This window comes from Rhodococcus sp. OK302 (genome assembly GCF_002245895.1).
In the GTDB taxonomy this organism is placed as follows: Bacteria; Actinomycetota; Actinomycetes; order Mycobacteriales; family Mycobacteriaceae; genus Rhodococcus_F.
The window spans coordinates 2549587-2572155 of sequence record NZ_NPJZ01000001.1; the positions used below are offsets into that span (position 1 = coordinate 2549587).

A 22569-nucleotide genomic window follows, 5' to 3' on the forward strand; every position below is an offset into this window, starting at 1 on the left:
CGACTCAAGAGTACATACCCACGCCTTGTTTGTGAAGAAATGGGTGGGTGAATATCCGTGAATTCCGTTGCGGCGCATCCGAAGCCTGATTTCCGTACCTTGCGACCGGTTTAACCAAAGTAGGAGGGTTGGTTGGTTCTGTCGATCAGGGAGGCTTCGGCAAGCTTCTTGCCGGGCGGAATCGCACCTGACTGGTGCCGCGTCGCGGGTTAAGGTCAGAAAAACATGTTTCCCGACTACGGTCTCGAAGAGGAGTTTCCTGTGCGCGCAATGGTGGTTACGGAATTGTCCGGTCCGCAAAGTATCGACGTTCAGGAAGTCCCGGAGCCCAGCGCCGAGGGTATGGTTCTCATTGATGTCAAAGCGAGCGGTGTGTGCTTCCCGGACTTGTTGATCACCTACGGCAAGTATCAGATTCGAGCTGAGCCGCCGTTCATTCCGGGCGCGGAGATATCGGGTGTGGTGGTATCAGCGCCGGAGGGGTCCGGATTTGCTCCCGGCGAGCGGGTTCTCGCTGCGACGTATCTCGGGGGATATGCGGAACGTATTGCAGTCAATCCAGCGCAGGTTCATCGGATTCCTGACGAATTGGCTTTCGACGAAGCGGCATCCCTGATCATCAATTATCAGACGATGGAGTTCGCGCTGGCTCGTCGCGCCAAGATTCAGGCCGGAGAAACCGTGGTCGTTCTCGGTGCTGCGGGTGGCGTGGGAACTGCGACCATTCAGTTGGCGAAGGCGCACGGTGCGCGGGTCATCGCAGTCGTTCGGCGTGAGGGTGTCGAGAAATTCCTCCGCGAACTCGGTGCCGACGAGGTTGTCGCCTTGGCTCCGGGTTGGGGCGAGAAGGTACGGGAACTCACTGCCGGCGTCGGCGCTCAGATCGTCGTGGATCCGGTCGGCGGCGACGCGTTCGATGACGCAATCCGTGTGCTGGCGCCCGAAGGCCGTCTGGTCGTGATCGGATTTGCCGGCGGCGGGATTCCTCAGGTGAAGGTGAACCGGGTGCTGTTCCGCAACATCAGCATCGTCGGTGCGGCGTGGGGTGAGTTCACGCGGACCAATCCGGAGGCGGTTGCCGAGGTGCACGCGTCGCTCGTGGAGCACGTCCGAAATGGGTTGCGACCCCTCGTCAAGGCTCGGTACGTTTTGGAAGATGCGGCCTTGGCGCTGACCGATCTGGAAACCGGCAAAGTGCTCGGAAAGGCCATCTTGGTGCAGGAATGAGCGAAGAAAAGGTGATGGTGCTCACCGTAATCTGGGTTGCACCTTAGTTTCATTTGGGCAATAGTTGCATCCGCACTACTATTCGCCAGGTGATTGATTCGACTTCTGATGACCTGTTCGGAGCACTCGACGAGTTGTTCACTCGCCTGATCAGTATCAGTGATACGGAGTCGATCGATGCATTGGTCGAGCTGGATCTCTCGTTCTCACAGGTGCGTGTGCTGTTCGCGCTAACACAGCGTGACTCGCCGATCCCGATCAACGAGGTTGCAGACGAGCTCCGGCTCTCGGTGGCCGCGACGGGGCGCAATATCGATCAGCTCGTGAACATGGGTCTGATCGATCGGCGTGAAGATGAACGTGACCGACGCGTCAAGCGGGTTTCCTTGTCGGAGGCCGGTCGTAAGGTCACGTCCAATCACATCGAATGCAAGCGTGGTCAGCTTCGCGAGTTCGCTTCGCGTGTGCCCACGCCGGACGCGCTTCGACTAGTAGAGGCGCTCGAGCCCATTCTCGCGGGTGAATATCTGCGAGCATTTACCCAGGAGACTTCGCGATGACTTCGCCGAACGCGCCGACAGCGGCGTCCGACAAACTTGACGGGACGGTCCTCAAGATCGCGTCCGTGGTGGTGCTCGGCGCCATCATGTCCATTCTCGACGTGACCGTGGTGAGTGTTGCGCTGCCGACATTTGCTGCCGAATTCCAGACGTCCTACGCCACTGTCGCGTGGACGATGACGGCGTACACGCTGGCCCTGGCAACTGTTATCCCGGTGACGGGGTGGGCAGCCGACCGTTTCGGTACCAAACGTCTGTACATGACTGCGCTGGTCCTGTTCGTGCTTGGTTCAGTGGCTTGTGCGATGGCCTGGGACATCACGTCGCTCATCGGTTTCCGCGTTCTGCAGGGACTCGGCGGCGGTATGTTGATGCCGCTCGGTATGACGATCATGACCAGGGCAGCGGGCCCGGAGCGCATCGGCCGCGTTATGGCTGTGCTCGGTATCCCCATGCTGCTCGGTCCCATCGGCGGCCCGATTCTCGGCGGCTGGCTGATCGATGTAGCCAGCTGGCACTGGATCTTCCTGATCAACTTGCCTGTCGGAATTATTGCGCTCGTTGCAGCTTTCAAGCTTCTGCCGTCCGATAATCCGCAGCCGTCGCAGTCGTTCGACTTCCTCGGCATGATCTTGCTGTCTCCCGGTCTGGCTCTGTTCCTCTTCGGTGTTTCCTCGATTCCCGAGGTTGGCACGGTGGCGTCGGCCAGGGTTCTGGTCACCGCGGGCATCGGTTTGGCCCTGATCATCGGGTTCGTGTTCCACGCCCTCAACAAAGACCATCCACTGATCGACTTGCGGTTGTTCAAGAACCGGCAGTTGACGGTTGCTGTCATCACGACGTCGTTGTTCATCGTGGCGTTCATGGGCGCTGGTCTACTCTTCCCGAGTTATTTCATCCAGGTGACCGGGTCCACGACCCTTGCTGCTGGACTGTTGATGGCTCCGCAGGGTTTCGGCGCAATGTTGACGATGCCGATTGCGGGACGTCTTGTGGACAAGATCGGCCCCGGCAAGATCGTTTTGACGGGCCTTCCGCTGATCCTGATCGGTATGGGTGTCTTCACGCAGGTGGCAGCCGATTCGCCGACCTGGATGCTGATGGCTGCGCTCTTCGTCATGGGTATGGGTATGGGTTGCACGATGATGCCGCTGATGACCGCAGCAATCGTGACGCTGTCCAATGATCAGATCGCCCGCGGTTCGTCGCTCATGAACATTGTTCAGCAGACGGCCGGTTCCATCGGTACCGCCGTCATGTCCGTGGTTCTGACCAATCAGATTCTCAATCACGAGGGCGCAGGGTTGGCCGCTGCTTCGCGGGGCACAACCCCGGAAGCTGCGATGATCACGGAACAGACTCCGCCCGAGGTCCTCTCGTACGGATTCTCGCAGTTGGCTGATTCGTTCGGCAATACATTCGTGGTGGCAACCGTGCTGATCGCCTTGACCTTCATTCCGGCATACTTCCTGCCTCGCAAGAAGATCACGAAGACCGTGGCCGAGGGTGACACCCCGGCGCCGATGATGATGCACTGACATACTTTCTCAACGATCGAGGGCGGCAAGCACACACTGTGCTTGCCGCCCTCGGCGTTTGTGGCGCGGAATAGCAATAAATGATTGAATGTTGAACTAACTACATGCAGAAGCATGGATCAGCATTCTCGCGAGGAGTAACCATGCAGTTCGGAATCTTCACGGTCGGCGATGTCACGACTGACCCCACAACCGGGGTCACTCCGACAGAGCACGAGCGCATAAAGGCCATGACGACCATCGCCAAGCACGCTGAGGAGGTCGGACTCGACGTCTTCGCGACCGGTGAGCATCACAACAAGCCGTTTGTGCCGTCGTCTCCGACCACCATGCTCGGCTACATCGCAGCCCAGACCGAGAAGATCACGCTGTCCACGTCCACAACGCTGATCACCACCAACGATCCGGTCAAGATCGCCGAGGACTACGCGATGCTGCAGCACCTTGCCGAGGGCCGCGTCGACCTCATGATGGGCCGCGGCAACACTGCGCCGGTGTATCCGTGGTTCGGCAAGGACATCCGCGCCGGCATCCCGTTGGCTCTCGAGAACTACCAGCTTCTGCGCCGGTTGTGGGACGAAGAAGTGGTGAATTGGCAAGGGGAGTACCGCACTCCGCTGCAGGGCTTCACCTCCACGCCTCGCCCGCTGGACGGCATCGCTCCGTTCGTGTGGCACGGCTCGATCCGTAGCCCGGAGATCGCAGAGATTGCGGCCTATCACGGTGACGGCTTCTTCGCGAACAACATCTTCTGGCCCAAGGAGCACTACATCGAGTTGATCAATCTTTACCGTCAGCGTTACGAGCATTACGGTCACGGCTCCGCGGATCAGGCGATCGTCGGACTCGGCGGTCAGGTGTTCATGCGTAAGAACAGTCAGGACGCAGTCAAGGAATTCCGCCCGTACTTCAATAATGCACCCGTTTACGGTCATGGACCGTCGCTCGAAGAGTTCACCGAGCAGACGCCTCTGACGGTCGGCTCGCCCGAACAGGTCATCGAGAAGACTTTGGCTTTCGCCGATTTCTTCGGCGACTACCAACGCCAACTGTTCCTGATGGACCACGCCGGCCTTCCACTCAAGACGGTGCTCGAGCAGCTCGATCTCCTCGGCGAAGAAGTTGTGCCGGTGCTGCGTCGTGAGTTCGCGGCGCGTCGTCCGGCACACGTTCCGGACAACCCGCCGACGCATGCGTCGATGAAGGCGGCCCGCGACGCGAGCATCTCGGCTTAGTCGAGCAGGCATTTCGGACCGACCCGAGGCAGGATGAAGAGATGAGCAACCTCGAAACGCAGCCCGTCGAGCAGGAATGCGAGGGCCACCCGGCCGAGAGTGAGATTCAGATTCTTACGCCGCGGGACGTGCCGCTCGGTGGGCCGCGAGCCATGCGGGTGCGACGCACTTTGCCGCAGCGTGAGCGTTCGTTGATCGGGGCCTGGTGTTTTGCCGATCACTACGGACCCGATGACGTCGGTAGTGGGTCCGGGATGCACGTGCCGCCGCATCCGCATACCGGATTACAAACGGTCAGTTGGCTGTTTACCGGGGAGATCGAGCATCGCGACAGTATCGGCTCGCATGCGATGGTCCGGCCGGGTGAACTGAATTTGATGACGGCCGGGAGCGGGATCGCGCATTCGGAGGTGTCCACGCCCGATACGAAGATCTTGCACGGCATGCAGTTGTGGGTTGCGCTTCCGGATGCAGCACGCGAGACGGCGCCTGCGTTTGTCCACTATCGCCCGCAACCGGTGACCTTGGGAGACGCTACTGTCAGCGTTTTCCTCGGGTCGTTGGCAGGCGAGCAGTCTCCGGTCGAGACGTTTACCGAACTTGTCGGTGCCGAGATCGTTCTCGAGCCGGGTGCGGAGATTGCGCTGGATGTGGATCGAGATCACGAGCACGGTGTGATTGTCGATCAGGGCTCGGTGGTGCTTCGCGGCACCACGATCAATTGGGCCGAACTGGGCTACCAGGCACCGGGTTTCGGAAAACTGACGCTGCGAAACCCGGGCACCGAACCTGCTCGCGTTTTGCTACTCGGTGGGAAACCGTTGGGCGAGCAGGTCATCATGTGGTGGAACTTCATGGGGCGCAGTCATGCGGAGATCGTCGAGTATCGCCAGAAGTGGCAGGCGGAACTCGCGTCAGGCTTCGATGGCAGTGTCGCCGGTCAACGCTTCGGCGTCGTACCGGGTTACGACGGTCCGGCGTTGCCTGCCCCCGAATTGCCGAACAGCACTTTGAAGCCGCGAGGCTAGCTCCGATCGTGAAGGATTTCACTCGCTCAGCGAGTGAAATCCTTCAGAATCAGATGTCCTTGTGCGCCTTCGCCAGCATCATGTAACCCGCTCCGTTGGCGCTGATCCCGGCTTTTTCGTTGTCGGAGAGTTCACGTTTGACCTTGGCCGGTACACCGGCGACCAACGACCCGGGCGGAATCTGCATTCCTTGCGACACCACGGCGCCCGCTGCGATCAGTGAACCCGATCCGATGTGCGCACCGTTGAGGACTACCGCTCCCATGCCCACCAGTACGTCGTCTTCGACGGTGCAACCGTGCAGTACTGCGTTGTGGCCCACCGAGATGCGCTCACCGAGGACGGCTGGGAATGTGGGGTCTGCATGCACGGTGCAGTTGTCCTGAATATTGGTGTCGGCGCCGATGGTGATTGTCTCGGCGTCACCGCGAAGTACCGCGCCGTACCAGATGCTTGCACCGGCAGCGATGGTCACTGCTCCGACGACTGTGGCATTGGGTGCAATGAAGGCGCTCTCGTCGATCTGGGGCGTGCGTCCGAGAACAGAGGCAATGATCGGCGTGGTCATGGTTCTCCTACGGTGGGTGAAGTTATCTGACGGTACCCGTGACTATTTCGGGGACTGTTTGCGGTTCATGACGACGGTACCGACTCCGGCACTCACGACCAGCCCGATCGCCACAAGCGTCATCGAGTCGAGGGCTTGTCCGATGATGACCAAGCCGGCCAATGCCGCAGCGGCCGGTTCGAGTGCAATCAAGACCGCGAAGACCTTCTTGGCAAGGGATCTCAGCGCCCACATCTCGAGGCTGTACGGGATCACGGACGACAGGATTGCAACCGCGGTGCCCGCCAGGAGAATCTTCGGATCCAGTAGTTCCGTTCCCCCGGAGACGACGCCGAAGGGAAGCGTCAGGACCGCTGCGACGATGCAGGCTCCAGCCAGACCGTCGGCGCTGGGAAGTGTTGCGGCGATGTGCGATCCGGTGACGATGTAACCGGCCCACGCGGCTGCTGCGAGGAGTGCGAACGCCACTCCGACGGGGTCCAGTCCGGACTCCCCGTGATCGCCCAAGCCGAGCAGCAGCACCCCGCCGAAAGCCAGGAGCACCCAGGCGCCGTCGGCCCAGCGGCGTGACAGCACTGCGGCCAGGGTGAGCGGGCCCAGGAACTCGATGGTGACGGCAGTGCCGATCGGAATGGTGTCCAGGGCTTCGTAGAACGCCCCGTTCATCACTGCGAGGGAAACTCCGAGCGCGAGAATGCCTTTGCGTTGACGGTTCGACCATCGACTCCACCGTGGTCGGACAATGACGGCCAGGATTATCGCGGCGATGGTCAGTCGAAGCGTCGTGGCGCCGGCCGGCCCGATCTGCGAAAACAGGGTTGTTGCGAAAGCCGCGCCGAATTGCAGCGAAAGTATCGAAGTGAGAACCGCGCCGACCGGCAGAAACTGCCGTCCGGGCACGTGTGTTGACGTGTTCACACGCCGGTGAAATCCGGGCTTCGACGCTCCAGCATCGCGGCGACGGCCTCGTGATGATCGCGGGTGTGGTGGGCCAGGGCCTGCATCGCTGCCGAAAGCTCGAGCAGGCTCTCCAGGCTTTGGTGCTGACCCTCACGGAGCAGTTTCTTGGTCATGCGGAGCACCTGCGGCGGGTTTGCGGCGACTCGCGCGGCCAAAGCGTGTGCTGCGGGGAGTAATTCGTCGGGCTCGGTGATCTGGGAGATCAGTCCCCAGTCGAGGGCCTTGGCAGCGTCGATCGGTTCTCCGGTGAACGCCATCTCGGCGGCGCGGGCATTGCCGATCGCGCGGGGAGGAGCCAGGCTCCACCGTCGCCGGGGATGAGTCCGACCTTGACAAAACTTTCGGCGAATATTGCGGCGCTCGACGCGATGCGCAGATCGCACATGAGTGAGAGGTCGCATCCGGCTCCGATCGCGGGGCCGTTGACGGCTGCGATGGTCGGAACTTCACACGTGTAGAGCGCGAGAGGGATGCGCTGGATTCCGTGTCGATACCCCTGCCGGATCTCGCCGGGTGCGCCGCCGAACATGCCTTCCTTGTCGCGCATGTGCTTCACGTTTCCGCCGGACGAGAATGCTGATCCGGCTCCGGTCAGGATGACAGCCCGGACGCTCTGGTCGCGGTTGACCGCGGTGACGGCGTCTTCGAGTGCTTCGATCATGTCGATCTCGGAGATGGCGTTGCGCGTGTCCGGCCGGTTGAGGGTCCAGGTGACCACGTCGTCGGTGCGGGTAATCAGGACGGCGTCGCTCATGGGTGCTCCTCTGCGGGCGATGATTGTTGCGCTCAGTCTCTCACCACTCGATTTGGGTAATAACAATCATTCGTGCTTGATTTTTTTATGGGTGAGTGTGATGCTGGTCGCATGGCCGAACTTCAGACGTTCATCGATGACTTGCGGGCCGAGGGCGACAGCCTCGAGGCTCTGGTTACGGATCTGCCCGCCGAGAAGTGGGCGACAATGACGCCCGCAGCAGGGTGGACCATCGCGCATCAGATCGGGCACCTGCATTGGACCGATGCTGCTGCATTGTTGGCAATCACCGATCCCGACGGTTTCGCCGAGCAATTGAAGGTGGCCTTCCTCAATCCCGCCGGGTTTGTCGACGACGGCGCGGCGGAGCAGGCTGCGCGACCACCCGTCGAGTTGCTGGCAGATTGGCGAGCCGGCCGAACTGCATTGGTCGACGCACTTGCCGCTGCTCCCGCCGGCACCAAGTTCCCGTGGTACGGACCCCCGATGGGTGCAGTCTCCATGGCAACCGCACGGTTGATGGAGACCTGGGCGCACGGGCAGGACGTTGCCGATGCACTGGGCGTCGAGCGGACACCGACCGCGCGTATCAAGAACATTGCGCACTTGGGTGTTCGGACACGAAACTTTGCGTACTCGGTCAATGAGAAGACTCCGCCCGCCGAAGAATTTCGCGTGGAACTGACCGCGCCCGACGGGTCTCTCTGGATCTGGGGTCCCGAGGATGCGGCGCAGAAGGTTACCGGGCCGTCATTGGATTTCTGTCTGCTGGTGACTCAGCGAGCCAACCGGGCCGATCTCGACCTCGTAGCGGTGGGCACAGACGCCGAGGAGTGGTTGGGGTTTGCTCAGGCCTTTGCCGGACCCAGTGGGAGCGGTCGAGAAGCGGAGGCGGACAAGTGAGTTCGGTACGGATCGGCAATTGTTCCGGATTCTACGGTGACCGTGTCTCGGCGATGCGGGAGATGCTCGAGGGTGGAGAACTCGACTACCTGACGGGTGACTATCTCGCGGAACTGACGATGCTGATTCTGGGCCGGGATCGGATGAAAGACCAATCCCTGGGCTATGCAAAGACATTCCTGCGGCAGGTCGAGGACACGCTCGGACTTGCCCTCGACAAGGGAGTGAAGATCGTTGCCAATGCGGGCGGTCTCAATCCAGCCGGACTGGCTGCCGCATTGCGGGAAGTCAATACCAAGCTGGGTTTGAATGCGAAGATCGCGCATGTCGAGGGCGATGATTTGGTCTCTCGCGCCGGTGAACTCGGGCTCGGCTCGCCTTTGACCGCAAATGCTTATCTCGGCGCTTGGGGGATTGTGGAGGCGTTAGCGGCCGACGCCGACGTCGTAGTCACCGGCAGAGTTACCGACGCGTCGGTGATCGTGGGTCCGGCGGCTCATCATTTCGGTTGGAAGCGAGATGATTTCGATCAGCTGGCTGGTGCCGTCGCGGCGGGTCACGTCATCGAGTGCGGAACGCAGGCCACCGGCGGGAACTACGCATTCTTTACGGAGATCCCCAACCTCGGCCGCCCCGGTTTCCCGATCGCCGAGATCAACGCCGATGGTTCGTCTGTCATCACGAAGCATGCCGGTACCGACGGTGAGGTGAGCGTCGGAACCGTGACAGCCCAGCTGCTGTACGAGATCACAGGCGGCCGCTATGCGGGTCCGGACGTGACCACGCGGATCGACACGGCAGTGCTGACGCCGGAGGGCCCCGATCGGGTTCTGATCAGCGGCGTCACCGGTGAGGCTCCGCCGCCGCAGTACAAGGTCTCGCTCAATACCCTGGCCGGGTTTCGCAACGAGGCTACGTTCATACTCACCGGACTTGATATCGAGGCCAAGGCCGAGTTGGCCAAGAACCAGCTCGAGGCCTGGTTGAGCAAGAAGCCTGCCGAGCTGGTCTGGACATTGGCGCGGACGGATCATCCGGATTCCGATACCGAGGAAACTGCAAGTGCTTTGCTGCGCTGTGTGGTTCGTGATTCGGACCCCACAGTGATCGGGCGCCCCTTCTCGTCCGTTGCGGTCGAGATGGCGCTGGCCAGCTATCCGGGCTTCTCGTTGACGGCTCCGCCGAGCAACGGTCAGCCGTACGGAGTTTTCACTCCCGGCTACGTCGACGCGGGATCGGTGCCTCACATCGCAGTTCTGCCTGACGGTACGCGCGTCGATATTGCGCCGTCGGCGGTGACGCGGGAGTTGGAACCCGTCGACGAGCCGGAACTTCCGGTACCCCTACCTGCGGGGTCGGTCGCTCGAATTGCCTTGGGCGCCATTGCCGGTGCGCGTAGCGGCGACAAGGGCGGCAACGCCAATGTCGGCGTCTGGGTCCGCAGTGACGACGAGTGGCGTTGGCTGGCACATACTCTCACTGTCTCGAAGGTCAAGGAACTGCTCCCGGAGGCAGCCGGATTGACCGTGACCCGTCACCTGCTTCCGCACCTGTTGGCCGTGAACTTCGTGATCGAGGGAATCCTCGGCCAGGGTGTGGCGTCGCAGGCGCGATTCGATCCGCAGGCCAAGGGAATTGGTGAATGGCTGCGCTCACGCTACGTCGACATCCCGATTTCGCTCCTCCCCACAACTGACCAGAAAGAAGATTCACAGTGAATGTGTGGACCACTCCGGAGCGGCGCGCCCTGCGTGAAACCGTCCGCGGATTCGTAAACCAGGAGATCCTGCCGCATCTCAGGCAGTGGGAACGTGACGGGGAGATTCCGCGCGAATTGCATCGTAAGGCAGGTGCTCTGGGATTGCTCGGTGCCAGCGCGCCCGAATCGGCCGGTGGTGAGGGCGGCGACGCCGTCGACTCCATCGTGATTTGTGAGGAGATGCATCAGGCCGGCGCTTCGGGTGGGCTGTTTGCTTCGCTGTTCACCTGCGGCATCGCAGTCCCGCATCTCATTGCCGCCGGAAACAAAGAGCAGATCGACCGGTGGGTCAAGCCGACATTGCGCGGCGACAAGATCGGTTCACTGGCCATCACGGAGCCTGGCGGCGGCAGCGACGTCGGCCACCTGCAGACGACGGCAAAGCTCGATGGTGACCAGTACATAGTCAACGGTTCCAAGACGTTCATCACCTCTGGTTGTCGGGCCGACTACGTCGTCACCGCAGTGCGTACGGGTGGACCCGGCGCGGGCGGTGTCTCACTGCTCGTGATCGAGAAGAGCACACCGGGATTCACGGTGTCGCGCAAGCTCGAGAAGATGGGTTGGCGCGCATCGGATACCGCGGAACTTTCGTTTGTCGACGCCCGCGTTCCGGTCGAAAACCTGGTCGGTGAAGAGGGCAGTGGTTTCGCACAGATTGCACAGGCATTTGTCGGCGAACGAGTTGCCTTGGCAGCGCAGGCGTACTCGAGCGCAGAACGGTGTCTCGAGTTGACTCTCGAATGGTGCCGTGCTCGTGAGACTTTCGGCCGGCCACTCATCAGCCGACAGGCGGTGCAGAACACGGTTACCGAGATGGCCCGCAAGATCGACGTGGCCAAGGTGTACACGCATTCGGTGATCGAGCGGCACATGGCCGGTGACGGCGATCTGATCGCCGAGGTGTGCTTTGCCAAGAACACCGCTGTCGAAACGGGTGAGTGGGTAGCGAACCAGGCTGTCCAGCTGTTCGGTGGCCTCGGGTACATGCAGGAAAGCGAAGTGGAGAGGCAGTACCGCGACATGCGAATTCTGGGAATCGGTGGCGGTACCACCGAAATCCTCACCGGCCTCGCGGCCAAGCGATTGGGGTATCAGTCATGAGTGTCATCCGGTCCGCACTGGACACAAACTCCGAGGTCTACAACACCGCGGTCGAGACCATGAACACCAAGCTTGCGGAGATCGAGGTCGAGCACGCCAAGGCTCTGGCGGGCGGCGGTGACAAGTACACCGAGCGTCACCACAAGCGTGGAAAGCTCTTGGCGCGTGAGCGAATCGAGCTCTTGCTCGACCAGGATTCACCGTTCCTCGAACTGTGCCCGCTCGCCGCGTGGGGGAGCGATTTCCCCGTGGGTGCCAGCACAGTTGTCGGCATCGGCGTTGTAGAAGGCGTCGAATGCCTCATCGTCGCCAACGATCCCACCGTGCGCGGCGGCACCAGCAATCCGTGGACCCTGCGCAAGGGCTTCCGCGCCAACGATATCGCGATGCAGAATCGCCTCCCGGTGATTTCACTGGTCGAGTCCGGCGGAGCCGATCTACCGACCCAGAAGGAAGTGTTCATCCCGGGCGGTCGCATGTTCCGCGATCTCACTCAGCTCTCCGCAGCCGGAATCCCCACTATCGCTCTGGTATTCGGAAACTCCACCGCCGGCGGCGCGTACATCCCCGGCATGTCCGATCACGTCGTGATGATCAAGGAACGCTCCAAGGTGTTCCTCGCCGGCCCGCCGCTGGTCAAGATGGCCACGGGGGAGGAGTCCGACGACGAGGCTCTGGGCGGCGCCGAGATGCACGCTCGCAAGTCGGGTCTGGCCGACTACTTCGCAGCCGACGAGCAGGATGCGATTCGTATCGGACGATCGATCGTCAAGCGCCTCAACTGGACCAAGAAGGGTCCGGCACCCCGCGTTGAGGTCATCGAGCCGCTCGAAGATCCCGAAGAATTGCTCGGCATCGTTCCGGCCGACCTCAAGATCCCCTTCGATCCCCGAGAGGTCATTGCCCGCATCGTCGACGGATCCGACTTCGACGAGTTCAAGCCGCTCTACGGTTCGTCGCTCGTGACCGGGTGGGCCGAGCTGAACGGTTACCCGATCGGCATCCTGGCCAATGCTCGCGGAGTTCTCTTCAGCGAGGAATCCCAGAAGGCCACCCAGTTCATCCAGCTTGCCAATCGTTCCAACACGCCGTTGCTGTTCCTGCACAACACCACCGGATACATGGTGGGTAAGGAATACGAGGAGGGCGGCATGATCAAACACGGCTCGATGATGATCAATGCGGTTGCCAACTCCAAGGTTCCGCACATTTCGATCCTGCTCGGAGCGTCGTACGGGGCCGGTCACTACGGCATGTGCGGTCGAGCATTCGATCCACGCTTTCTGTTCGCGTGGCCCAGTTCGAAGTCCGCTGTCATGGGCGGTGCTCAACTGGCCGGGGTCATTTCGATCGTCGGTCGCGCGTCGGCGGAGGCCCGTGGACAGGCCTTCGATGCTGAGGCCGACGCCGGCATCCGCGCCATGATCGAGAACCAGATCGAAGCAGAGTCGCTCCCGATGTTCCTGTCCGGGCGCCTCTACGACGACGGCGTCATCGACCCCCGAGACACCCGCACCGTGGTGGGAATGTGCCTCTCGGCCATTGCTACCGCCCCGATCGAAGGCACCGAGAACTTCGGCGTCTTCCGTATGTGAGGCACGCCGTGATTACTTCAGTCCTAGTCGCCAACCGCGGCGAAATTGCCCGCCGTGTCTTCGCTACCTGCCGCAGAAACGGAATCGGAACCGTTGCAGTCTTTTCCGACGCGGATGCCGATAGCCCGCACGTCGCCGAGGCGGATGTGGCTGTTCGTCTGCCGGGAAACACACCCGCTGAGACGTATTTGCGCGGCGATCTGATCATCGCTGCAGCGAAGACCTCCGGGGCCGACGCCATTCACCCCGGCTACGGATTCCTCTCCGAGAACGCGGAATTCGCGCGTGCCGTCATCGACGCCGGTCTGACCTGGATCGGTCCGCCCGTGAAATCCATCGAACTGATGGGTTCCAAGGTCGAGTCCAAGAAGATCATGGACGCTGCCGGCGTTCCCGTGATGGCGGAGCTCGATCCCGGAACTGTCACCGAAGCGCACCTCCCGGTTCTGATCAAGGCATCAGCCGGCGGCGGTGGACGTGGAATGCGCATTGTCCGTGAATTGTCTGCTCTCGAAGGCGAACTGGAAGCTGCACGCCGCGAGGCGCTGTCAGCTTTCGGTGACCCGATGGTGTTTTGCGAGCGGTACCTCGAGACAGGCCGCCACATCGAAGTTCAGGTCATGGCTGACCGCGACGGCGGCGTCTGGGCAGTGGGGGAGCGTGAGTGCTCCATCCAGCGTCGGCACCAGAAGGTTGTGGAAGAAGCGCCGTCACCGCTCGTACAACGCATACCGGCCATGCGGGAGAAGCTTTTCGACGCGTCGCGTCTCGCTACGAATGCGATCGGGTACGAAGGAGCCGGGACGGTTGAATTCCTTGCCGACGAAAAGGGCGACTTCTTCTTTCTCGAAATGAATACTCGCCTGCAGGTGGAGCATCCCGTCACCGAGTGCACCACGGGACTCGATCTGGTGGAACTGCAGTTGCACGTCGCTGCGGGCGAGGCGTTGCCCGATCAGCAGCCGGAGATTCGTGGACACTCCATCGAAGTGCGGCTGTACGCCGAGGATCCGGCCAAGGGCTGGCAGCCGCAGAGCGGAACAGTTCATCGCATCGAACTGCCTGGCGGCACGGAAGAATTCAGTGTCCTGCGAGAGCAGGGTGTGCGACTTGATTCCGGTGTTGTCGATGGCAGCGTTGTCGGCGTTCACTACGACCCGATGCTGGCCAAGGTCATCTCCTACGCACCGACCCGCACCGCGGCCGCGCGGTTGCTGGCGTCAACCTTGACTCGTACCAAGATTCACGGACTCCGGACCAATCGAGACTTGCTCGTCAACGTCCTGCGACATCCGGCATTCATCGCCGGAGACACCGATACAGCGTTCTTCGAGACCCACGACCTTGCTGTGCTGTCCACGCCGCTGGCCGACACCGATGTCGAGAAGCTCTCGGCACTGGCGGCGGCCCTCGCGGATGCCGCTCACAACAGGGCGTCGGCGAAGGTCATCGGGCGCCTGCCCAGCGGCTGGCGCAACTTACCTTCGCAGCCTCAGAGCAAGAGCTACACCACGGCATCAGGCGAGTACGACATCCGCTATTTCCTGCGCCGCAGTGGCGTTCTGACCGCGGAAGGTTTCGACGGAGTAAGTCTGGTTTCCGCGACCCTGGATCGGGTGGTCCTCGACCACGACGGCATACGACGTACTTTCGACGTCGCAGCCTATGGCAGTGAGGTCTTCGTCGACTCCTCACTCGGGCCCGTGTCGTTGACAGTGACACCGAGGTTCGTCGACCCCTCCACCGAGGTCGCGGCAGGATCCCTGCTCGCACCGATGCCGGGTTCGGTGATCCGAATCGGAGCGGCAGAGGGCGATACGGTCACGGCCGGTCAGCCGATTCTATGGCTCGAAGCAATGAAGATGGAACATACGGTCACTGCGCCCACGGCCGGTGTCCTGGTAGAACTTCCGGTTGTTCTCGGCCAGCAGGTCGAGGTCGGATCGGTACTCGCACGTGTAGAAGCACCCGAAGCTACGGAAGAGGTCGTGTCATGAGTTTCATCGAAACCGAAGAGCAGAAGGAACTGCGGGCTTCTGTCGCCAAGTTGGGGGAGCGTTTCAACTACGTCGACTACGTGCTGCCCAAGGCGCGTAAGGGCGAGCCGCTGACCGAATTGTGGAACGAGGCAGGCAAGCTCGGATTCCTCGGCGTCAATCTTCCCGAGGAATACGGTGGCGGCGGTGCCGGAATCTACGAATTGGCTTTGGTCCAGGAAGAGATGGCCGCTCACGGCGCGGGCTTGCTGCTTGTTGTTGTCTCGCCGGCCATTTGCGGCACCATCATCGGCAAGTACGGCACTGCGGAGCAGAAGCAGACGTGGCTACCGGCATTGGCCGACGGCTCCAAGATCATGGCTTTCGGAATCACCGAGGCTGACGCCGGTTCCAACTCGCACCAGATCACGACCACGGCGCGCCGGGACGGCGGCGATTGGATCCTGCGTGGAAACAAGATCTTCATCTCGGGTGTCGATCAGGCCGATGCCGTGCTGATCGTCGCGCGCACCGAAGACTCCAAGACCGGCAAGCTCAAGCCCGCACTCTTCATTGTTCCCACCGATTCTCCGGGATTCGAGAAGACGGCGATGGAGATGGACATCATCGAACCGGATCACCAGTTCATGTTGTTCCTCGACGACGTGCGCCTGCCCGCCGAGGCTCTGGTCGGCGAGGCCGACGCAGCGTTGATGCAGCTGTTTGCCGGCCTGAATCCCGAGCGCATTCTAGGTTCGGCGATGGCCATCGGTATGGGCCGGTACGCGCTGAATGCAGCGGTCAAGTATGCAAACGAGCGCACGGTGTGGAAGACGCCGATCGGTGCACATCAGGGTATTTCGCATCCACTCGCGCAGGTCAAGATTGAACTCGAGCTGGCGAAATTGATGATGCAGAAGGCCGCGTTCCTCTACGACAGCGGTGACGACTTCGGTGCTGCCGAGGCCGCCAACATGGCCAAATATGCTGCGGCAGAGGCAAGTATCAAGGCGCTTGATCAGGCCATTCAGACTCACGGCGGTGCGGGCCTGACCAAGGAATACGGCTTGGCCGCCATGCTCGGAGCGGCTCGTATCGCACGCGTTGCGCCGGTGAGCCGGGAGATGGTTCTCAACTTCGTCTCTCAGCATTCACTGGGCCTGCCCCGGTCGTACTAGAGAAGGTGCTTTCATGACAGAGCCTTACGTTCGATACGAGGTATCCGGCGGAGCAGCCACGATCACTCTCGACTCGCCACACAACCGCAACGCCATCTCCACTCGGTTGGTCACGGAACTGCAGGCCGGGCTGAATGCTGCTGCGGAAGACCCCACTGTGCGGTCAGTGGTGTTGACACACAGTGGTGGAACCTTCTGCGCGGGTGCCGATCTCAGTGAGGCTTCGGGATCTGCGTCCTCGCCCGAAGAGTCGGTCCGGGAACGTGGCCGAGGAATGCTGACGCTGATGCGTAGCATCCTCGAGCTTCCCAAGCCGGTAATCGGTCTGATCGGCGGCCACGTCCGTGCCGGTGGGATGGGCTTGATCGGTGCCTGCGACATCGTGGTGGCCGGGCCGGACAGTACCTTTGCCGTGACGGAATCGCGATTGGGGTTGGCGGCGTCGATCATCTCCGTCACTCTCTTGCCACGACTCGATCAGCGCAGCGCGAGTCGATACCTGTTGACGGGCGAGAAGTTCGGTCCGCGCGAAGCTGAAACTATCGGCCTCGTCACTATTGCCTCGCAGGATCCGGGGGACACCGTCGCGGAACTGCTCGAGTCGTTGCGTCACTGCTCACCACAGGGATTGGCCGAATCCAAGTGGATTACGACTCGATCGATGCTGGCCGGATTCGACCGCGACGGCGAAGAAATGGTGGCTCAGTCGGCTCGGCTGTTTTCCTCCGACGAGGCACGTGAGGGCATGATGGCGTTCTTACAGAAACGTCCACCGGCGTGGGCACACGAGCAGAAGTAGCTTCTTCGGAGAAAGGATGCGGTAGCGCGATGACCCGAGAACCCAAGCAGGATCGCAGTCGGTTCACGCGCTCCCATCTGCTCGAAGTGACTGTCGACTGCCTGGCCGAACTCGGTTGGGGTGCAACGACGATGAGCGTTGTTGCACAACGGGCCGGCGTGTCCCGTGGTGCCATGCAACACCATTTTCCGACGCGTGAAGACCTGATCACCGCAGCGCTCGAAATGATGTTCGACGCTCGAATGGACCAGGCGCGCAAGGAATCCACCGATCTTCCGTCCGGTGCCGGTCGAACAGAGGCTGTCATTGTCAGGTTGGTCGAGTACTACACCGGCACGCTGTTCAAAGCTGCGCTGCAGGTATGGACAGCGGCCGCATCGGACTCGGAGTTGAAAGCGCGCGTATTGCCACTCGAGGAACGGTTCGGCCGCATCGCACATCGCATGGCTGTGGCGAGTCTCGGTGTCGACGACTCGGATCCGACGACGCACCGGCTCGTACAGGCAACGCTGGACCTCGCCCGAGGTCTTGGGTTGGCCGATGTGCTGACCGACGACTCGCGTCGACGCTCCGAGGTGGTCAAGGCGTGGGCGGCGCAACTCGACTCCGCACTCGTTCCGGTGTCGCTGACCACGGGCGCAGCGCCCGGAGTCGGGTAGAGAAGTACAGTCACCTCCATGGTGACCCGCAAAGTGAGTCCGCGAGCGATGGTTACACACACAGCGAGTCCGCGAGCGATCTTCCGGCCACGTGTGTTCACGATCGGGTCTTCGGTGGTGATGTCAGCTGCAGTACTTGCGCTCGTCAGTGGCTGTGGCACCGAGGGCAACTCGGACGATCAGGCTGATGCAGGCTCTTCAGCCGTTCTGAGCCCCACAGATCCCGGCCCGATGTTCGCGCAGTGCGGATCGGTGACGGATGAAGAGGTAGTTGCAGCTTTCGGCGTCGGCGCGTTTACCGATGTCACGAGAAACGGTGTCGGGTGTGAGTGGACGGTTACCGGCCCGCTGGGGCCGAGTGTGAGCTTCTCCTGGTACCGCGGCAGTCCCATCGGACGTGAGCGTGCCGGTTCCGATTTGATCGGGCGACCCGCAGCCGACCTCACTATCGACGGTCATCCGGGCTTTATCGCGTCGAGAGAAGGTGTTCTCTGTGAGTTGGGTATTTCCTTCGGCGGCGATTTTGTTCATTGGTCGGTCAACTACGGTCTTGGCTCACCTCCGACCGACCCGTGCACTGTCGGTCGAAACCTGATGGAACTCACCGTCTCGAGGGCACAGTGATGCGCGCGCGGGTAGCAGTGGCGTTGGCTGCTTCACTGGCACTGCTCACCGGTTGCGGTTCCGTGGTGACGGGAAAACCCCAAGCGGAGGGTGCCTACGGGGGGAGTGGGAGCCAGCAGTTCGCCGACATCCTGAAGGAGTGCGAAGCCGTCACCAACCCACAGATTGCATCCGCGGTAGGGGCCGACGCCGTCGAGCGCGGATTTTTCGGCGCCATCTGCCGTTGGGACGGAGTGAGTCCGGCCGGTCCGGTCAAGGTCACGTTCAACTGGTTCGAGACCGGAACCGCCGATCACGAACTGGCAGCCTTCGAGTACCTCGGATACGCGGTCGAGAAAATCAGCGTCAAAGGTAGTGCGGCATACCTCGTCCGACAGCCGGCCGACCCGCAGAGTTGTGGGCTGACCGCAGGCGCCCCGGCGGGTGGGGTGTTCGGGTGGTGGGTCCGTGAGCCGGCGGGTGGAACGGACGCATGTGCCGCCGCCACCAAACTCGGAGAATTGACCCTCAACATCAGCATTTGAGTCGGCCGGCGGTCGTCGGCCTTGCTGTGAGTGCATTATCACTTCGGTCTCACTTTGACCACATAGCAAGCTGGCAGGTATCGTTATGGGTCGTGTCCGGCATGCCCGGGCCGACCTGTGTGCCTAGCGAGGTATTGCCGTGCGCACGTTCGAGCAGTTTCTGCTTATGAACGAGCATCCGGCTGCCTGTGTGGGGGTATGCGACACGCCCGACCTCGGGTGCGGTGCAAAGTGCTTCGGCGCTGCGCAGCAGAATCAGAGGTGGGGTGAGGAGCAGCAGCTCTCTTGCTCCAACTGCTAGATCCCTAATTTCAGAACAGCCAAGGTTGCTTCGAGCAGTCTGTTCCGACGTAGAAAGCCGGTAAATGCCAACCATCAACCAGCTGGTCCGCAAGGGTCGCCGCGACAAGACCCGCAAGGTCAAGACGGCAGCTCTTAAGGGCAGCCCGCAGCGTCGTGGCGTGTGCACTCGCGTGTACACCACCACTCCCAAGAAGCCGAACTCCGCGCTCCGTAAGGTCGCTCGCGTTCGCCTGACGACTTCGGTCGAGGTCACCGCGTACATCCCCGGTGAAGGTCACAACCTTCAGGAGCACTCCATGGTGCTCGTCCGTGGCGGTCGTGTGAAGGACCTCCCGGGTGTCCGTTACAAGATCATCCGCGGCTCCCTCGACACCCAGGGTGTCAAGGGTCGCAAGCAGGCACGCAGCCGCTACGGCGCCAAGAAGGAGAAGAGCTAATGCCACGTAAGGGCCCCGCTCCGAAGCGCCCCCTCATCAACGACCCGGTTTACGGTTCCCCGTTGGTGACGCAGCTCGTCAACAAGATCCTGCTGGACGGCAAGAAGTCCACCGCAGAGCGAATCGTGTACCAGGCTCTCGAGCAGGCACGCGAGAAGACCGGCACCGATCCGGTCGTCACGCTCAAGCGCGCCCTGGACAACGTCAAGCCCGCACTCGAGGTTCGTAGCCGCCGCGTCGGTGGCGCTACGTACCAGGTGCCGGTCGAGGTTCGTCCCGGTCGTTCCACCACGCTGGCACTCCGCTGGCTCGTCACCTTCTCGCGTGCACGTCGTGAGAAGACCATGGTCGAGCGTCTCGCCAACGAGCTCCTCGATGCCAGCAATGGCCTCGGTGCAGCTGTGAAGCGTCGCGAAGACACTCACAAGATGGCCGAAGCCAACAAGGCATTCGCCCACTACCGCTGGTGATATAAGCGTCGGAGCAACTGCCATCGGGCGGGTGCTCCGACGCTGTCGCCGTTGGCGACCTGATCACCTGTTCCGGGTTTTCTCGAATACAGGTGGCCAGGTTCGCCTCGGCAGAGACATAATTGAAAGACCATGGCCCTGACGGTGGAACACACCGGATACGGCCGACACCCGAAAAACCAAGCAACGAGCGGGGAAGAAACCTGTGGCACAGGAAGTGCTGACTGACCTGAACAAGGTCCGCAACATCGGCATCATGGCGCACATCGATGCCGGCAAAACCACCACCACCGAGCGCATCCTGTTCTACACCGGTGTCAATTACAAGATCGGTGAGACGCACGACGGTGCGTCGACGACGGACTGGATGGAGCAGGAGAAGGAACGCGGCATCACGATCACGTCTGCCGCCGTGACTTGCTTCTGGAACAACAACCAGATCAACATCATCGATACCCCCGGCCACGTCGACTTCACGGTCGAGGTGGAGCGGTCGCTGCGCGTGCTCGACGGCGCAGTTGCTGTGTTCGACGGTAAAGAGGGTGTCGAGCCGCAGTCCGAGCAGGTTTGGCGTCAGGCTGCCAAGTACGACGTCCCGCGTATCTGCTTCGTCAACAAGATGGACAAGATGGGCGCGGATTTCTACTTCACCGTGCAGACCATCATCGACCGTCTCGGCGCGAAGCCGCTCGTTCTCCAGCTGCCCATCGGCGCTGAGGACGACTTCGACGGCGTCGTAGACCTCGTCGAGATGCGTGCCATCACCTGGCGTGGCGTTGTTCCGACCGGTGCACTGCCGACCATCGAAGAGATCCCCGCGGACCTCGTCGAGAAGGCTGCAGAGTACCGCGAGAAGCTGCTCGAAACCGTTGCCGAGTCCGACGAAGCTCTCATGGAGAAGTACTTCGGCGGCGAAGAGCTCACGGTCGAGGAAATCAAGGGCGCCATCCGCAAGATGACGGTCGCTTCCGAGCTGTACCCGGTCATCTGTGGCTCCGCGTTCAAGAACAAGGGCGTTCAGCCCATGCTCGACGCTGTCATCGATTACCTCCCGAACCCGCTGGATATCGGCGAGGTCATCGGACACAAGCTCGGTGACGAAGAAGTCGAGATCACGCGTAAGCCGAGCAAGGACGAGCCGTTCTCGGCTCTCGCCTTCAAGATTGCGTCGCACCCGTTCTTCGGCAAGCTGACCTTCGTTCGCGTTTACTCCGGTCGTCTCGATCCGGGCCAGCAGGTCCTGAACGCGACCAAGGGTAAGAAGGAGCGCATCGGAAAGCTCTTCCAGATGCACGCCAACAAGGAGAACCCGGTAGAAGAGGCCGTCGCAGGCCACATCTACGCGATGATCGGTCTCAAGGACACCACCACCGGTGACACCTTGTGCGACCAGGCAAACCCCATCGTCCTCGAGTCGATGTCGTTCCCGGCGCCGGTCATCCAGGTCTCCATCGAGCCCAAGACCAAGTCCGACCAGGAAAAGCTGGGCATCGCGATCCAGAAGCTCGCCGAAGAGGATCCGACCTTCTCGGTCGAACTCGACGACGAGACCGGTCAGACCGTCATCGGCGGCATGGGCGAGCTCCACCTCGACATCCTCGTCGACCGTATGCGTCGCGAGTTCAAGGTCGAGGCCAACGTGGGCAAGCCGCAGGTCGCCTACCGTGAGACCATCACCAAGAAGGTCGAGAAGCACGACTACACCCACAAGAAGCAGACGGGTGGATCGGGCCAGTTCGCTAAGGTCATCATCGCCCTGGAGCCTTTCGTGGGCGAAGACGGTGCTACCTACGCGTTCGAGAACAAGGTCTCCGGCGGACGTATCCCGCGCGAGTACATCCCCTCCGTGGATGCAGGCGCACAGGACGCGATGCAGTACGGTGTTCTCGCCGGCTACCCGCTCGTGAACCTGAAGATGTCGCTGCTCGATGGTGCTTACCACGACGTCGACTCCTCGGAAATGGCGTTCAAGGTTGCCGGTTCGCAGGCACTGAAGGAAGCCGCCCGCAAGGCCGGCCCCGTCATTCTCGAGCCCCTCATGGCTGTCGAGGTCACAACGCCCGAGGAGTACATGGGCGACGTGATCGGCGATATTAACTCCCGCCGTGGCCAGATTCAGGCCATGGAGGAACGCAGTGGTGCCCGTGTCGTGAAGGCGCTGGTTCCGCTCTCGGAGATGTTCGGCTACATCGGTGACCTGCGTTCCAGGACTCAGGGCCGTGCGAACTTCTCCATGGTGTTCGATTCCTACGCAGAGGTTCCCGCGAACGTCTCGAAGGAAATCATCGCCAAGGCGACGGGCGAGTAAGTAGTAAGTACTGCGAGCTCCCCAGCCCGCGCCGGTAAGTAACTTCGGTTTCTTCCGGCA

20 protein-coding genes and 1 pseudogene are annotated in these 22569 nt (G+C 61.6%); 18 read left to right on the forward strand and 3 right to left on the reverse strand.

The window, feature by feature from the left end:
* The first annotated feature begins 261 nt into the window (after positions 1–261).
* From BDB13_RS11940 to BDB13_RS11960, 5 genes are all read left to right on the forward strand, one after another.
* Positions 262–1227 (forward strand): NADPH:quinone oxidoreductase family protein, encoded by a 966-nt coding sequence (locus BDB13_RS11940; RefSeq protein WP_094274860.1) that lies wholly within the window; start codon positions 262–264, stop codon positions 1225–1227.
* An 89-nt stretch (positions 1228–1316) separates the two neighbouring features.
* Complete coding sequence (locus BDB13_RS11945) at positions 1317–1787, forward strand: MarR family winged helix-turn-helix transcriptional regulator (RefSeq protein WP_094271833.1); 471 nt, start codon at positions 1317–1319, stop codon at positions 1785–1787.
* Positions 1784–3325, forward strand: a complete 1542-nt coding sequence (locus BDB13_RS11950; protein ID WP_094271834.1) for a DHA2 family efflux MFS transporter permease subunit — start codon at positions 1784–1786, stop codon at positions 3323–3325. The genes BDB13_RS11945 and BDB13_RS11950 overlap by 4 nt, the downstream gene beginning before the upstream one ends.
* 143 nt (positions 3326–3468) lie before the next feature.
* Positions 3469–4560: an LLM class flavin-dependent oxidoreductase gene (locus tag BDB13_RS11955; protein ID WP_094274861.1), complete on the forward strand. Its 1092-nt coding sequence runs from the start codon at positions 3469–3471 to the stop codon at positions 4558–4560.
* Between the two features lie 41 nt (positions 4561–4601).
* The gene (locus tag BDB13_RS11960) at positions 4602–5588 is read left to right on the forward strand and encodes a pirin family protein (RefSeq protein WP_094271835.1); all 987 of its coding nucleotides are present in this window, start codon (positions 4602–4604) and stop codon (positions 5586–5588) included.
* A gap of 49 nt (positions 5589–5637) precedes the next feature.
* Here BDB13_RS11960 and BDB13_RS11965 read toward each other — a convergent pair whose 3' ends face one another.
* The 3 genes and pseudogenes from BDB13_RS11965 to BDB13_RS11975 form a co-directional block, all read right to left on the reverse strand.
* Entirely contained in the window at positions 5638–6156 is a 519-nt protein-coding gene (locus tag BDB13_RS11965) for a gamma carbonic anhydrase family protein (protein ID WP_094271836.1), read from the reverse strand.
* A gap of 42 nt (positions 6157–6198) precedes the next feature.
* Positions 6199–7074: an EamA family transporter gene (locus BDB13_RS11970; RefSeq protein ID WP_254922791.1), complete on the reverse strand. Its 876-nt coding sequence runs from the start codon at positions 7072–7074 to the stop codon at positions 6199–6201.
* Positions 7071–7870: pseudogene (locus tag BDB13_RS11975) on the reverse strand (crotonase/enoyl-CoA hydratase family protein). The gene BDB13_RS11970 and the pseudogene BDB13_RS11975 overlap by 4 nt, the downstream one beginning before the upstream one ends.
* 111 nt (positions 7871–7981) lie before the next feature.
* On the opposite strand from BDB13_RS11975, the gene BDB13_RS11980 reads away from it, so the two are divergent.
* From BDB13_RS11980 to fusA, 13 genes are all read left to right on the forward strand, one after another.
* Positions 7982–8773, forward strand: a complete 792-nt coding sequence (locus BDB13_RS11980) for a TIGR03084 family metal-binding protein (protein ID WP_094271837.1) — start codon at positions 7982–7984, stop codon at positions 8771–8773.
* Positions 8770–10491, forward strand: coding sequence for an acyclic terpene utilization AtuA family protein (locus BDB13_RS11985; protein ID WP_094271838.1), 1722 nt, complete (start codon positions 8770–8772; stop codon positions 10489–10491). The genes BDB13_RS11980 and BDB13_RS11985 overlap by 4 nt, the downstream gene beginning before the upstream one ends.
* Complete coding sequence (locus tag BDB13_RS11990; RefSeq protein ID WP_094271839.1) at positions 10488–11636, forward strand: acyl-CoA dehydrogenase family protein; 1149 nt, start codon at positions 10488–10490, stop codon at positions 11634–11636. Before BDB13_RS11985 ends, BDB13_RS11990 begins: the two co-directional genes overlap by 4 nt.
* Complete coding sequence (locus BDB13_RS11995; RefSeq protein WP_094271840.1) at positions 11633–13231, forward strand: acyl-CoA carboxylase subunit beta; 1599 nt, start codon at positions 11633–11635, stop codon at positions 13229–13231. The genes BDB13_RS11990 and BDB13_RS11995 overlap by 4 nt, the downstream gene beginning before the upstream one ends.
* Before the next feature lie 8 nt (positions 13232–13239).
* Positions 13240–15228, forward strand: coding sequence for an acetyl/propionyl/methylcrotonyl-CoA carboxylase subunit alpha (locus BDB13_RS12000; protein WP_094274863.1), 1989 nt, complete (start codon positions 13240–13242; stop codon positions 15226–15228).
* Entirely contained in the window at positions 15225–16385 is a 1161-nt protein-coding gene (locus BDB13_RS12005) for an acyl-CoA dehydrogenase family protein (protein WP_094271841.1), read from the forward strand. The genes BDB13_RS12000 and BDB13_RS12005 overlap by 4 nt, the downstream gene beginning before the upstream one ends.
* 13 nt (positions 16386–16398) lie before the next feature.
* A complete protein-coding gene (locus BDB13_RS12010; RefSeq protein ID WP_094271842.1) occupies positions 16399–17184 on the forward strand; it encodes an enoyl-CoA hydratase family protein in 786 nt (261 codons plus the stop codon).
* Between the two features lie 29 nt (positions 17185–17213).
* Positions 17214–17843 (forward strand): TetR/AcrR family transcriptional regulator, encoded by a 630-nt coding sequence (locus tag BDB13_RS12015; RefSeq protein WP_094271843.1) that lies wholly within the window; start codon positions 17214–17216, stop codon positions 17841–17843.
* A 120-nt stretch (positions 17844–17963) separates the two neighbouring features.
* Positions 17964–18467: a DUF3558 domain-containing protein gene (locus tag BDB13_RS12020; RefSeq protein ID WP_094274864.1), complete on the forward strand. Its 504-nt coding sequence runs from the start codon at positions 17964–17966 to the stop codon at positions 18465–18467.
* Positions 18467–18991, forward strand: a complete 525-nt coding sequence (locus BDB13_RS12025; RefSeq protein WP_094271844.1) for a DUF3558 domain-containing protein — start codon at positions 18467–18469, stop codon at positions 18989–18991. Before BDB13_RS12020 ends, BDB13_RS12025 begins: the two co-directional genes overlap by 1 nt.
* Before the next feature lie 365 nt (positions 18992–19356).
* Positions 19357–19731, forward strand: coding sequence for a 30S ribosomal protein S12 (gene rpsL, locus BDB13_RS12030; protein WP_094271845.1), 375 nt, complete (start codon positions 19357–19359; stop codon positions 19729–19731).
* On the forward strand, positions 19731–20201 hold the full coding sequence (gene rpsG, locus BDB13_RS12035; RefSeq protein WP_003941856.1) for a 30S ribosomal protein S7: 471 nt from the start codon (positions 19731–19733) through the stop codon (positions 20199–20201). The genes rpsL and rpsG overlap by 1 nt, the downstream gene beginning before the upstream one ends.
* Before the next feature lie 205 nt (positions 20202–20406).
* Positions 20407–22509: an elongation factor G gene (fusA, locus tag BDB13_RS12040; protein ID WP_094271846.1), complete on the forward strand. Its 2103-nt coding sequence runs from the start codon at positions 20407–20409 to the stop codon at positions 22507–22509.
* The last annotated feature ends 60 nt before the right edge of the window (positions 22510–22569 follow it).